8 protein-coding genes are annotated in these 13,838 nt (G+C 70.1%); 3 read left to right on the top strand and 5 right to left on the bottom strand.

The genetic code is table 11. The features are described from left to right. Nucleotides 1-11: 11 nt before the first annotated feature. Nucleotides 12-4,757 (bottom strand): DUF4082 domain-containing protein, encoded by a 4,746-nt coding sequence (locus tag GEV26_RS13705; protein WP_153653916.1) that lies wholly within the window; start codon nt 4,755-4,757, stop codon nt 12-14. A gap of 198 nt (nt 4,758-4,955) precedes the next feature. On the opposite strand from GEV26_RS13705, the gene GEV26_RS13700 reads away from it, so the two are divergent. Together GEV26_RS13700 and GEV26_RS13695 are read left to right on the top strand one after the other, a co-directional pair. After that, the gene (locus GEV26_RS13700) at nt 4,956-5,555 is read left to right on the top strand and encodes an acyltransferase (protein WP_375335584.1); all 600 of its coding nucleotides are present in this window, start codon (nt 4,956-4,958) and stop codon (nt 5,553-5,555) included. 87 nt (nt 5,556-5,642) lie between these two features. Then, nucleotides 5,643-6,590 (top strand): LCP family protein, encoded by a 948-nt coding sequence (locus GEV26_RS13695; protein ID WP_194839863.1) that lies wholly within the window; start codon nt 5,643-5,645, stop codon nt 6,588-6,590. Nucleotides 6,591-6,593: 3 nt separating this feature from the next. Here the strand turns inward: GEV26_RS13695 and GEV26_RS13690 are convergent, their stop codons facing one another. Then, nucleotides 6,594-7,463, bottom strand: coding sequence for a glycosyltransferase family 2 protein (locus tag GEV26_RS13690; protein WP_153653910.1), 870 nt, complete (start codon nt 7,461-7,463; stop codon nt 6,594-6,596). 59 nt (nt 7,464-7,522) lie between these two features. Between GEV26_RS13690 and mfd the strand changes: the two genes are divergently transcribed. Continuing rightward, on the top strand, nt 7,523-11,047 hold the full coding sequence (gene mfd, locus GEV26_RS13685; protein WP_153653909.1) for a transcription-repair coupling factor: 3,525 nt from the start codon (nt 7,523-7,525) through the stop codon (nt 11,045-11,047). A gap of 30 nt (nt 11,048-11,077) precedes the next feature. Here mfd and GEV26_RS13680 read toward each other — a convergent pair whose 3' ends face one another. The 3 genes from GEV26_RS13680 to GEV26_RS13670 are packed head-to-tail and all read right to left on the bottom strand — an operon-like array spanning nt 11,078 to nt 13,689. Further along, nucleotides 11,078-11,815, bottom strand: coding sequence for a hypothetical protein (locus tag GEV26_RS13680; protein ID WP_153653907.1), 738 nt, complete (start codon nt 11,813-11,815; stop codon nt 11,078-11,080). 2 nt (nt 11,816-11,817) lie between these two features. After that, nucleotides 11,818-12,378, bottom strand: coding sequence for a 1-acyl-sn-glycerol-3-phosphate acyltransferase (locus GEV26_RS13675; protein ID WP_153653905.1), 561 nt, complete (start codon nt 12,376-12,378; stop codon nt 11,818-11,820). A 15-nt stretch (nt 12,379-12,393) separates the two neighbouring features. After that, nucleotides 12,394-13,689 (bottom strand): HNH endonuclease signature motif containing protein, encoded by a 1,296-nt coding sequence (locus tag GEV26_RS13670; RefSeq protein ID WP_153653903.1) that lies wholly within the window; start codon nt 13,687-13,689, stop codon nt 12,394-12,396. Nucleotides 13,690-13,838: the final 149 nt, after the last annotated feature.

Here is a 13,838-nt window from a genome sequence, read left to right as displayed (position 1 = left end):
TGTTCCTCTCATCAGGACGCCGCCCGCACGATCACGTCGACGAAGTAGTTGGTGGCGTTGAACGAGCCGGTCGGGAACCCGCCGCCGGTCCCGTATGCGAAGACGCCGTTGTTGCTGGCGCGCGCGCTCAGCGGGCCGACCGTCCACGGCGAGGCGAAGAAGCGGGGCGTCCCGGAGTAGCGGCCCTGCGGGGCGTAGTAGGACACGACGTACGTCGTCCCCGCCGTGATCGGCACGGGCGTCGACAGCTGCGCGGTCTGCCAACCGCTGGCCGTCTCGCCCGCGAAGGTGACCGTGGCGAGCCGCGTGCCGCTCGCCGACCACAGGCTGCCCACGTGCGTCCCGTTGTTGCCCGCGCCCTTGTAGAACCGGATCCCGGTGACGACCGCGTCCACGGAGGACGAGAACGCGGTGCCCAGCTCGACCGGGTCGCTGTCGTTGATCGCCGGGATGCTGGGCGTCTGCCCGTCGAACATCGTGTACGTCGTCGAGCCGGTCGCCTCGGTCCGGAACGACCAGGTCCTGACCGGGAGGGCAGCGCCCTCGGTCGACACCACTCCGCTGAGTCGCGCGGTCAGATCGGTGCCCGGGGGCAGAGGGGAGGACGGCTGGAAGGTGATGGTTCGTTGATCGCTGGCGATCGTGGCGGTGCCCGAGACCGGCGTCAGGCCGTCCCAGACAGTGAGCGACCAGCCGGACGCCGCGGGTGCCGAGAGCGATGCGGTGACCTTGCTCGGGCGCGGCACGTCCGTCGCCCCGTCCCGGGGGCTCACGTCCGTCACGGTGATCGTGGGGGCGTCGGCGACGAAGGCGACGTCGACGAAGTAGCTCGTCGCGTTCCAGTCGTAGATCGGGAAGCCGCCGCCCGTACCGTAGAGATAGCGACCGTTCTTGCCGGCGGGCGCCGTCAGGTCGCCGTTCGTGAGCGGCGTGGAGAAGAAGCCGCCGGTGGAGGCGTAGTGACCCTGCGGAGCGAGGTACGACACGACGTACGACGTCCCGGCCGTGACGGTGAGCGGCTGGGCGAGCTTCGCGGTCTGCCAGCCGGCGGCGGTCTCGTTCGTGAACGTGACGGTGGCCAGCTGCTGTCCCGTGGCGCTCCAGATGCGACCCACGTGGGTGCCCGAGTTGCCGGCCCCCTTGTAGAAGCGGATCGAGGTGATCCGGCCGTTCTTCTTCGGCTGGAAGACCGTGCCGAGCTCGACCGCAGCGCCCTCGTTCACCGCCGGCACGGCCGGGACCTGATTGCTGAACAGGGTCTGCGGTGTCGTGGTGTCGTCGGACGCCGCGGTGCGGAAGGTCCACGTCTTCGTGGCGAGCGACGCGCCGCTGGTCGACGTCACGCCGCTGAGCGTCACGGTGATGGTGCTGTCACCGGGGAGCGATCCGCTGGGGTCGAACGTCAGCCTGCGCGCGTCCTGGCCGAGCCGCGTGGTCCCGCCGACCGGGGACGAGCCACTCGTCACGGTCATCACCGCTCCCGGCTCGATCGTGTCGTTGAGCTCCACCTCGATGCTGGTGCTCGGAGGTACGTCCATCGCGCCCGGTGCCGGATCCTGCGACGTGATCGCGATCGTCGGCACAGGCTTCTCGAAGACCACGTCGACGAGATAGTTCGCCGAGGAACGAGAGCTGGGGAAGCCGGTGCCGTACGTGTAGGACCCGCCGTCGGACGGCGTCCGGAGCGGGGATCCGGGACGGTCCGCGCCGAAGCCGCCGGGCGTGGCGGAGTAACGGCCTGCTGGGGCTCGGTAGGACGCGATGTACTCGGTGTCCTTGGCGATCTCGACGGGCTGCGTGAAGGTGAGGGTCTGCCAGCCGCTGCTGCTCTCGCCGGTGAACGTGCCCTCCGCGAGCTTGGTGCCCGACGTCGTCCACAGGGTGCCGGTGTGGGTGCCGGTGTTGTTGGGGCCCTTGTAGAACTTGACCCCCGTGATGGTGCCCGCCGAGTCCGAGGCGAAACGGACGCCCAGCGTCACCGCTGCGGGATCCGAGTCCTGCAGGAGCGTCGGCACCGTCGAGTCGTTGAACAGGCCGCACGGGCACACGCCCGGCGCGGGAGCGGGTCGGGCGGACGTGAACGACCAGGTCCTGCCGTCGGTGACCGTGGTGCCCTGGGCGTCGACCCCCGCGGCCTTCGCGGTGTACTTCACGAATCCGTCGAGCGGTGAGGAAGGTGTGAAGCTGATCGTTCGGCTGCCCGCCGCGTACGTCGTGCTGCCGGCGACGGCGTCGCCGTTCGCATCCTTGAGCGTCAGTGCCGCCGAGCCGGCCGACACGGGCTTGGAGAACGTGGCAGACACGGTCGAGCCTGCCGGGACGCTGGACGAGTCCGCGACGGGCCACTGGGACATGACGGTCAGCGGCGAGTCGTCAGTGGTGGTGAACATCGCGTCCACGAAGTAGCTGCTGCTGCGGTAGGTGGTCGTGGGGAAACGACCCGGGTCGGCGAACGTGCCGGCCGGCGCGGCGCCGTAGCCGCCGGCCACCGTCAGCGGCGACGAGTCGAGTCCGAGCGCCGTGAAGGCACCCGACTGGACCGCGTAGCGACCGTTGGGTGCGGTGTACGACACGACGTACGTCGCGTCCTTCACGACCGGGACCGCCGAGGCGAACGTGGCCTGCTGCCACCCGGTCGCGCTCTCGCCGGAGAAGGTGACGCCCGCGAGCTTCTGCCCGCTGCTGCTCCACAGCGATCCCTCGTGGGTGCCGGAGTTGCCGGCGCCCTTGTAGAACCGCACGCCGGAGACGTAGCCGTCAGTCGTGGGGGAGAACCGGAGGCCTACCTCGGTGCCAGCCGTGTCGCTGACCGCCTGGATGGCGGGGACCTCCGCTCCGTACACGCTGCACGGGCAGGTGATGGTCAGGGACCGGCTCGTGGAGGCGCCGATGTTGGCACTGTCGTCGATAGCCCGGGCCATCAGCGGCGTGGGGCCGGTGCCGTGCTGGACGTACTGATAGCTCCACGTGGTCGTGCCGCTGGCCGGGTGCCACGTGGTCCCTCCGTCCGTCGACACCTCGACCCCCGCCACGACACCCGAGCTGTCGGCGGCGGTGCCCGTCGCGGTGACCCGGGTGCCGTTCGCGACGGTCGCGCCGCCGGCCGGGGAGCTGATCGCGGTCGTCGGGCCGGTCGTGTCGGTCGACTTCGTCGCCGGGGTCAGGGTCGTGGCCAGCGTCGTGGGCTGGGCGCCCATGTCGGCGAAGAGGTTGACCTGGGCCTGCTGCATGCGCCGGTCGGCCGCAGCACCGTTGCCGTCGTGGGTGGCGTCCAGGCCCCAGGTCCACTGGATCGATCCGGCGGAGAACACGAGGGCCCCGCTCGGAGCCCGGTACAGCGTCACGTGGTGGGTCGTGGTGCCCGCGGCGACGTCGTTGCCGAAGTCCTGCAGATACTGGGGAGCCGGGCCGGTCGTCGTCGAGAGCCGGATCAGTCCGGGGGGCCGGGAGCCGTTGTCGATGTCCTCGTTGGACTCGTAGCCCACCGTGTGCGGTGCGAGCTGCGCGCTCGTGCCGGCGGCGAGGGACTGCAGCCCGGTGTCCCGCCACAGCCGCAGCTTTCCCTCCGCGGCGCTGACCGTGACCGGCAGATCGGTGTCGTTCGACATGTAGAGGGTGCCGGTCAGGCCGTTCTCGGGCCGACCTCCGCCCTTGTCCTTCGGGGCGAAGCGTGGATCGCGCCACGTCCCGGTCCACTCGGCGGAGGGGTCGATCTTGTCGTTGGACCAGGTCTCCTTGTAGGACGTGAGGGTCCGGTACGGGGTCTGACCTGCGGTGCTGGACGGCTCGTAGCGGGTCTTCCAATAGACCTCGTTGCCGCTGAGGAACATCAGGTTGACGCCCGCGTCGCGGGCCGCCTCGACATTCGCGCGCTGTGCCTTGCTCCAGTACTCGTCGTGGCCCATCGACACGAACGTCTTGTGCTTCTTGATCAGGGCCCCGTTGCGGTCCGAGTCGACGCCGGCGATGTAGCTGACGTCGTAGCCGTTCTTCTCCATGAACCGCACGAGCGGGTACTCGGCGCCGAAGTAGAAGTCACGCGCCTCGACGCCCTGCCGGGTCGCGAACGGTCGGTTGTAGCTCAGCTTGTACGCGCGCCCGTTGCCGCCGCCGCGATAGAAGTTCGCGCCGCCGTACATGTTGTAGGCGTGCCACGTCGGGTCCGAGGTCTGGGCGACGATCGCCGAGGTGCTGGAGTCGTCCCGGACGATGAAGGTGATGTGGCTGACGCCGCCGGTGTCCGCCCGGCGCAGCTTGGCGATGTAGACGCCGGAGACCGCCGTGCTGGGGACGTCCCACGACGCCGAGACGCCCCAGGTGCCGCAGTCGTACAGCTCGGTCGCGATGTCGGTGAGGCACGCGGGCTGCTGCTGCGGCAGGGCGGCGGACGGAGTGAGTGTCGCGATCTTGCGCGCTCCGTCACCGCCGTAGTAGCCGGTGCGGTAGATCGTGACGGAGTACGCGCGGGCCGTGGTGTCGATCTTGAAGTCGACCCGGCTGCCGACGTTGACGCTGATGTCGGTCGCGAAGCCCTGGATGTCGTCGTCACCGGCGCCCTCGATGTCCCACTCGGTCGGCGGCGAGCCGGGCTTGCTGTTCTCGCACGAGATCTTGTTGCCGGCCGGTCCGCAGGGATCGACGGCGGCGGAGGACGGCGCGCTGCTGACAGCGGTGAGCAGGCCTGCGAGCAGGAGTCCGCCGGCCAACGCCACCACGGCACGGCGGGGCGCCAGGTGGCCCCTGCGGGAGTTCGACATCTCTACCTCTGCTTCGTGACCCACAGTCACCCTCCGAGGACCGCCGAGAGCGCCGTTCCTGCTGTGACTCCTGCCAGAATCGCCTCCGCCGGGAGCCAGTGGCGGGTGTTTGGCGGACGACTTCGAGCGCGGCCGGCGTTTTTGACGCTCCTTTCACGATCGTGCGGACACTCGTCCCATGGGGCGATCATGAAAGACCTGCGTGCCGCGCACATCGCGGCGACTGCTGACATCGATCCCCGTGCCTCGATCGGCACGGGGACCGTTGTCTGGGACCTCGCACAGGTGCGCGAGGAGGCTCGGCTGGGCGAGCAGTGCGTCATCGGCCGGGGCGCGTACCTCGGCCCCGGCGTGGTGCTGGGGGACAGGTGCAAGGTCCAGAACCATGCACTCGTCTACGAGCCGGCGGTGCTGGGGGACGGCGTCTTCGTCGGCCCCGCGGCGGTGCTGACCAACGACCTGTTCCCGCGGGCCGTGACGCCGGCCGGCGAGCTGAAGCGGGCCGAGGACTGGGACGCCGTGGGAGTCGTCGCGATGACGGGTGCGTCGATCGGGGCCCGTGCCGTGTGCATCGCCCCGGTCCGGATCGGTCGCTGGGCGATGGTCGCGGCCGGCTCCGTCGTCACGAGGGACGTGCCCGACTTCGCCCTCGTCGCCGGCGTGCCGGCCCGTCGGATCGGTTGGGTCGGCCGCGCGGGGGTGCCGCTGGAGGACGCGGGTGCAGGGGAGCTCACCTGCCCGCGGACCGGTGAGGCGTACGTCCAACAGGGGGACCTCCTCGAGCCACGGGCGGAGTGAGACCCGCACATGCTGATGCCCGCTCCCCGGCGGCGACGCCGGTGTCCTCGCCTGCGCCGCGTCCTCGTGGTCGTGACGGTCTGCCTGATGGTGCCCGTCCTGTTGTCGCTGGGCTTCGCGCTGTACCTGCAGCACCGCCTGACCAGCCAGATCGATCGCATCGACGGAGTGTTCGCGGCGGGCCCCGGGGAGCGTCCGGAGCGCGCGTCCGGAGCGGCGGCGGACGCGGTCAACATCCTGCTGCTCGGCACCGACGGGCCCTCGGCGCAGTGGAAGCGCGGCGCGCAGCGCTCCGACGCCATCATGATCCTGCACATCGACGCGGACCGGCGCGGCGCCTCGGTCGTCTCGATCCCGCGGGACTCCTGGGTCACGATCCCGGGGCACGGGCCTGCGAAGATCAACGCGGCCTTCTCCTACGGGGGGCCTGCACTCGCGGTGCGGACGATCGAGAACGTGACGGATCTGCGGATCGACCACCTGGCCGTCGTCGACTGGAGCGGGTTCCGCGAGCTCACCGACGCGCTCGGCGGGGTGACGCTCGACGTCCCCGAGACCGTGCACGACAGCTACCGCGACATCACCTGGACCGCCGGGCGTCACACGATGAACGGCGACGAGGCGCTCGACTACGTCGGCCAGCGTGCGGGGCTGCCCGGGGGCGACTTCGACCGGATCCACCGGCAGCAGCACTTCCTGAGCACCCTGCTGGACGAGACCCTGACGCAGGAGCTGGTCAGGGAACCCCGCCACGCGTACCGGATCCTCGACATCCTGACGACGAACCTGTCCGTGGACAGCGACTGGTCGGTGGGTCAGATGCGCAGCCTGCTGCTCTCGCTGCGGCACCTACGCTCGGCGGGCATCGGCTACCTGACCGTCCCTGTCAAGGGCACCGGGATGGAGGGATCGCAGAGCGTCGTCCACCTGGACCGGTCCGGCGGCGAGGAGCTGTGGTCGGCCGTGCGGGACGACGCTGTCGCGGAGTGGCTGGCCGCGAACCCGGACAGCCGGACCCCTGCGATCGTCGACTGAGGCTCAGCTGCGGGACGACTCGTCGCGATGCCAGGTCGTGAAGTCGCCGGACCGGACGAGCCGGCGGGCCCGCGCCCGGGCGACCACGGTGACGGCCAGGAAGACGATGACGCGCGGCGCCAGTGCCGGACGGTCGCGGACGATCTGCCCGAGGGTCGAGAGCCCGGTGGCCGAGCCCGCCCGGCGTACGCCGTCAGCTGTGGCCTGGGCGTTGCCGGTGGCCACCCGGACGCGTCGGCGCAGGAGGTCGCCCACGGTGCGCGGTGGGCGGACGATCACGGTGGCGGTGTCGACGACACGGCGCTCGTGCGCGGCGAACGCGTCCGAGATGGCGAGATCGTCGCTCATGACTCGGGGCAGCGCATCGACCCGGTCCTGACCGGGGTGGCTCAGCGCGATCACTCCTCGGGCGAAGAGCCCGTCCGCGACCTGGGGGAGCTGCTCCCACACGTCCAGGTACCACCGCACGAGGGGGTGGCACCCCTCACGGGGGACCAGGCGACGGGGCGCAGTGGCCAGGACGCCCTCGTCGTCGAGCGCCTCGACGAGCCGCACCACGTCGGCCCCGGACACCTCGACGTCGGCGTCGAGGTGCACCCGCGGGAAGACGTCGGTCGCTGCGTTGCCGGCACGGACCGCAGCGCTCTTGGAGGCCTCGGCGATCTCCAGGACCCGCACCGCAGGACCCATCGAGCGGGCGAGGTCGGCGGTGCGGTCGGTGCACCCGTTGCAGACCACGACGACGTCGAAGCGGCCGCAGCCGTCGAGCAGTGCGCCGAGCGTCCTGCCGATCACGCGCTCCTCGTCGTGGGCCGGGATCACGATGCTCGCGACGAAGTGCGGACCCTCGTCGGTGGCCGGCGCGCTGCTCACGCTTTCATCGTGGCACGCCAGGTCGCCCGGTTGCCGCTGAACGGTAGATTGGGCTGGTCATGAACCTGCAGCCTCTCGCGACTCTCGTCGCCACCGAACCGACCATCGCGCAGGCCCTGACCGATCGGCAGGACGGGCTGCGGGAGCTTCACCTCCAGGCCCCCGAGCCGCTGCGGCCCTTCCTCGCGCACGCCCTCGCGCAGCAGTCGACGGTGGTGGCCGTGACCGCGACGGCCCGCGAGGCCGAGGACCTGACGACCCAGCTGGGTGAGCTGCTGGGCGGCGACGCGGTCGTGTACTTCCCGGCGTGGGAGACGCTCCCGCACGAGCGGCTCTCGCCGCGCTCGGACACCGTCGGCCGGCGACTCGCGGTGCTGCGCCGCCTCGTGCACCCGACGGATCCCTCCGCGCTGGACTCCGACACCAGCACCGGGCCCGTGCGCGTGGTCGTCGCGCCGATCCGCTCGCTGCTGCAGCCGCAGGTCAAGGGGCTGGCCGACCTGGTCCCGGTCGAGCTGCACCAGGGCGACCGGGTCGAGCTCGAGCAGGTCGTGCGCGACCTGGCCGCGGCGGCGTACTCGCGCGTCGACCTGGTCGAGCGCCGCGGGGAGTTCGCGGTGCGAGGCGGCATCATCGACGTGTTCCCGCCGACCGAGGAGCACCCGCTGCGCATCGAGTTCTTCGGCGACGAGGTCGACGAGATCCGGCGCTTCGCGGTGGCGGACCAGCGGACCCTCGAGCAGATCACGCACGTCTGGGCCCCGCCGTGCCGCGAGCTGCTGCTGACCGACGAGGTGCGCGCCCGGGCCGCCCAGCTCGCGATCGAGCACCCGTCCCTGGTCGAGATCTTCACCAAGATCTCCCAGGGCCACGCGGTCGAGGGCATGGAGTCGCTGACCCCCGTGCTGACCGACGAGATGGAGTCGTTCGTCAACCTCCTGCCGCAGCGCTCGGCGATCCTGCTGATGGACCCCGAGCGCATCAAGGCGCGCGCCGCCGACCTGGTCGCGACGAGCGAGGAGTTCCTCCAGGCCTCCTGGGCCGCGGCAGCCGGGGGCGGCGAGTCACCGATCGACCTCGGCTCGGCGGCGTTCCGCTCGCTCGAGGACGTCCGCGAGGAGACCATGGGCCTTGGGCACACCTGGTTCACCCAGTCCCCGTTCGGCCTCGATCTTGACGAGGGGACCCGGGCGGTCGAGATGGAGGCCGCCGCTGCCTATCGCGGCGACACCGCCGCCGCGCTGGCCGACATCAAGGAGTGGGTCGGCGCCGGCATGCGGGTGGTCTTCGTGGCTCCCGGGCACGGCCAGGCCCAGCGCACGAGCGAGTGGCTGGGCGAGAACGACGTCGCGTCGGCCCTGGACGACGAGGTCACCAAGCCCACGCCGGGCGTCGTGCAGGTCAGCTGCGGCGAGCTCCAGCACGGCTTCGTGTCGTCGGCGCTGCAGCTGGCGGTCATGACGTACGACGACCTGGTGGGCCAGCGCACCGCAGACCGTACCGAGCGCAAGATGCCGGCCCGTCGCCGCAAGCAGGTGGACCCGCTCGAGCTGAGGACCGGCGACTTCGTGGTCCACGAGCAGCACGGCCTCGGCAAGTACATCGAGCTGACGCAGCGGGTCGTGCAGGGCGCGGCGCGCGAGTACCTCGTGATCGAGTACGCGCCGTCCAAGCGCGGACAACCGGCCGACCGTCTCTTCGTGCCGATGGACCAGCTCGACCAGATCAGCCGCTACGTCGGTGGTGAGTCGCCGTCCCTGGACCGCCTCGGCGGCTCGGACTGGACCAGCCGCAAGAACAAGGCCCGCAAGGCCGTCCGCCAGATCGCCGGCGAGCTCATCAAGCTCTATGCCGCCCGGCAGGCGACCAAGGGGCACGCCTTCGGGCCCGACACCCCGTGGCAGGCCGAGCTCGAGGACGCGTTCGCATTCGTCGAGACGCCCGACCAGATGATCACGATCGACGAGGTCAAGCGCGACATGGAGCGCACGGTCCCGATGGACCGGCTGGTCTGCGGCGACGTCGGCTACGGCAAGACCGAGATCGCGGTGCGCGCGGCGTTCAAGGCGATCCAGGACGGCAAGCAGGTCATCCTGCTGGTCCCGACGACCCTGCTCGTGCAGCAGCACTTCGCCACGTTCGCCGAGAGGTTCGGCCAGTTCCCGGTCACGATGAAGCCGCTGTCGCGGTTCCAGACCGAGAAGGAGACCAAGGAGACCCTCGCGGGGCTCGCGGACGGCTCGATCGACATGGTCATCGGCACGCACCGGCTGCTGCAGCCCGGCGTGAAGATCAAGGACCTCGGCCTCGTGATCGTCGATGAGGAGCAGCGGTTCGGCGTCGAGCACAAGGAAGCGATGAAGATGCTGCGCGCTGCGGTCGACGTGTTGTCGATGTCCGCGACGCCGATCCCGCGCACCCTGGAGATGGCGATCACCGGCATCCGCGAGATGTCGACGATCGCGACCCCGCCGGAGGAGCGCCACCCGGTGCTCTCGTTCGTGGGTCCCTACGAGGACCGTCAGGTCATCGCGGCGATCCGCCGCGAGCTGCTGCGCGAGGGGCAGGCGTTCTATATCCACAACCGGGTGCAGAGCATCGACAAGGCTGTCGCGCGGATCAAGGAGCTCGTGCCGGAGGCGCGCGTCGCCGCGGCGCACGGCCAGATGGGCGAGCACCAGCTCGAGGAGGTCATGGTCGACTTCTGGGAGAAGCGCTACGACGTCCTGGTCTGCACCACGATCGTCGAGTCGGGTCTTGACGTGTCCAACGCCAACACCATGATCATCGAGCGCGCCGACACGCTCGGTCTGTCGCAGCTGCACCAGCTGCGGGGCCGGGTGGGCCGCTCGCGCGAGCGCGCCTACGCGTACTTCCTGTACCCGCCGGAGAAGCCGCTGACCGAGACCGCGCACGACCGCCTGGCGACGATCGCCCAGCACTCCGAGCTCGGCGGAGGAATGGCGGTCGCGATGAAGGACCTGGAGATCCGCGGCGCGGGCAACCTGCTCGGCGGTGAGCAGTCGGGCCACATCGCGGACGTCGGTTTCGACCTGTACGTCCGGCTCGTCGGTGAGGCCGTCGCGGAGTTCCGCGGCGACGCCGAGCCCGAGCGCGAGGTCAAGATCGAGCTGCCGATCGAGGCGCACCTGCCGCACGACTACGTGGGCAGCGAGCGCCTGCGCCTCGAGATGTACAAGCGTCTCGCCGACGTCCGCGAGCTCCGCGAGGTGGACGAGATCCGGGTCGAGCTGGTCGATCGCTACGGCGAGCCGCCCGAGGCCGTCGACGTCCTGCTCGACGTCGCCCGGCTGCGCGTACGCGTGCGGGAGGCCGGACTCACCGAGGTCACCGCGGCGGGTCCCAACGTCCGGTTCGCTCCGCTCAAGCTGCCCGACTCGGCGCAGATGCGTCTGCAGCGGGTCTATCCCCGCAGCACGTACAAGGTCGCCGCCGAGGTCGCGCTCGTCCCGAGGCCCAAGACGGCGGCGGTCGGCGGCAAGCCCCTGGTCGGCCGCGAGCTCCTGGAGTGGACCCGCACCGTCATCGACACGCTCGTCCCGGCGCCCGTGCCGGCGGCCTGAGCACGCCCGGCGGGCGGGGAGGGCTGGTGATCAGTCGAGCGCAGCCGCGCGCGCGGCAGTCCTCCAGGCCGCCTCGTCGGCGAAGGCGACGCGCGCGACCCGCACCGCGCCCGGGTGGAAATCGAGCCGGGGCCGGTACGTCAGGTCACAGCGGGCGCTGAGGTACTCGGTGCCCTCATCGAGGGAGTGCGACGTGTAGAAGAGCGTGGCGCGAGTCGACATGCCGATGACGTGCTGGAGGTTCACCACGACGTACAGCCCAGCGTCGATCGGGCGGTAGCGGTTCATGGCGTAGACGTTGGCTCGCTCCCATCCGACGTCGACAGCGCGGGGGCCGACCGTGTTGATCGTCGTCAGCAACGGTTCGAGCTCGCCGTCGACGACGATGTCGACTCCGCACTGGCTCCGAGTGCCAAGACGCGTCTCCAGGATGCTCTGGCGAACCCACTGATTGATCTGAGTCGGATCGACGTCGTCCACTGGCAGCGCGGTGCTCAACAGGACGTCCAGACAGTGTGCATCGACCTCTGCCGACAGCTGGATTACGAGATCGTCCTGGGTGCGATCGATGTCGTCCTGGCTCGTTCGGTCAAACGGGGTCGGCATCGTCTTTACCGACTGATCATGCTTCGGATCGTGACCCGCGCGGGCGTCGGCCTCGATCCAGTGCGTGGAGATCCGGTCGAAGGCGCAGTGATTCTGGAAGATCGAGACCTGGGAGTCGTCCTCGTCCAGCTGGACCGTCTCGTTGCGACCGACGTCCGTCACAGTCAACCCTCTTCGCGCAGGCGCGGGGGAGTGGCGTTCTTGGGCTTGATGCCGAGCTTGTCGGCGTAGAACTCGCGGACGATGTCCATGTCGGAGCTGACGTCGTCGCTGGCCAGGAAGGTCGGGCCGAAGCCCATCGTCCGGGTCGGCGGGTCGAAGAAGGCGAGCGTGATCGGCAGCCCAGTCTCCCTCGACAGGCGCAGGAAGCCGGACTTCCAGTACTCGCCCTTGGACCGGGTGCCCTCCGCGGCGAGGATCAGCCGGAACGGCTCGCCCGATCCGGCCTCGTCGACCAGCTCGCGCACGACCGTCCCGGCGTTGTCGCGATCGAGCGGCACGCCGCCGAGCGCCGTGATGAGCCAGCCGAGCGGTCCCTTGAACAGCTGCTTCTTGACCAGCACCCGCGGGTGCGCGCCGCCGTGCCACATCACGAGCAGCATCGTGACGAAGTCCCAGTTGGACGTGTGGGGCGCGCCGACCAGGATTCCGGTCTGCGGCACCTCGCCCACCATGCGGTAACGCATCAGCCGGACGATCGTGCGGGCCAGTCGCTGACGAATCATGCACCAACCCTATGGCTATGCGGCACGGGGCTGTTGTCGGGTGAATCTGGCGTGGCGCCTGGGACGTCTGTCGGGGTCGATGCGTGGTGGCGGGATGATCTCGGGGATGCCGCCGGCGCCCATCCGCGCCTCCCATTCCCCTTCGTGCACCAGGAAGTGGTGGAAGTGGCACAGCAAGGCTGCGTTCTCGAGATCGGTCGGTCCGCCCTCGGACCAGAAGCTCAGGTGGTGGGCCTCGCACCAGGCCGGTGGCCGATCGCAACCCGGGAACACGCAGCCCTTGTCACGCACGGCCAGCGCGAGGCGCTGGTGCCGGTCGTACAACCGCTTGGTCATGCCGTGGTCGATGACGCGGGTGCCGTTCTCCAGGTACATCGCCACGAGGTGCGCGTTGCAGGCCATCCGCTGCGCCTTGGTCGCTGACATCGTCGTGTCCGAGGTGTTGGTCGCGACGCCCTGCCCCGTCCGGAGATCGTCGACGTCGACCGTGACCGCAACCGTGGCAGCGAGACCACCTGCGACGGGGAGCGCGCCGGTGGGCAGGTGATCGATCAGCTCCACGAAAGCGTGGCCCATCTTCTGATCCCGCGGCAGCGCCAGCCAGTCATCGGCTCCCAGGCCGTGCCGGTCGGCGTTCTCCGCGGTCCGGCGTGGCGCGATGATCCCTTCGATCGCGGCACGCAACGTGTCGGCGTCCGCGTCGGGGATCGTGAACGCTCCGTGCGTCGTCCCGTCGCCGCGGCGACGCACCGACAGCCGCGTCGCATCCCAGGCCTTCTGCTCCTGCTTGCGCAACTGCTCCCCGAGATGCTCGTCGGCGCCGTCGGGGTCGATGACCTCCAGGACCCGGTTGGCCAGCCGCCGGAGGTCGTCCAGCGAGTACTGGCCAGCAAGCGCGATCAGGTGCGCCTCGGCATCGGCCCGCTCCTGGTCGCCGCACCAGTCAGGCAGCGCGTCGATCGCCTTCATGATCACGCCGGCCTGGTCGGTCGACAGGTCGCCTGACGCCCATGCCTTGCGCGTGGTCTCGGTGTCAGACGTGCTGACCCGCGCCATCGCGACCAACTTGGCCGCCTCGCCCTTGCTGATCCCGGTGCTGTTCGCCAACCAGGTGGTCGTCGAGGTCGCGCCCTCCTCCTTGGGCAGTCCCATGCCCTCGGCGCAACCAGCCAGTCTCGACAGGGCGGCATCCATCGAGGTCCGCGCCCTCACGAGCGCCAGGGACACCTGCTTGACCTCCGAACCGGTCAACGTCCACGGCTCGAGCGCAGCTAGATCATCACCCAGTAACAACAGCTGGTCGACGATCATCGGGGCCTCCAGAGCCGCTAGAACATATGTTCGATTCTAGTGCTCCTTCGCGTCTTCCGCAAGGGTGTTGGGCCAGATTTCTACTGATATTCCAGAGAAAATCGCGTCGCACAATTCGCCGACGATCGCTGGCCGGGGTGACCGGGACC

This window comes from Aeromicrobium yanjiei (assembly GCF_009649075.1).
Classification (GTDB): Bacteria; Actinomycetota; Actinomycetes; order Propionibacteriales; family Nocardioidaceae; genus Aeromicrobium; species Aeromicrobium yanjiei.
The sequence above is the reverse complement of the archived record's forward strand: the minus strand, read 5'-3'. Positions and strand labels throughout refer to the sequence as shown.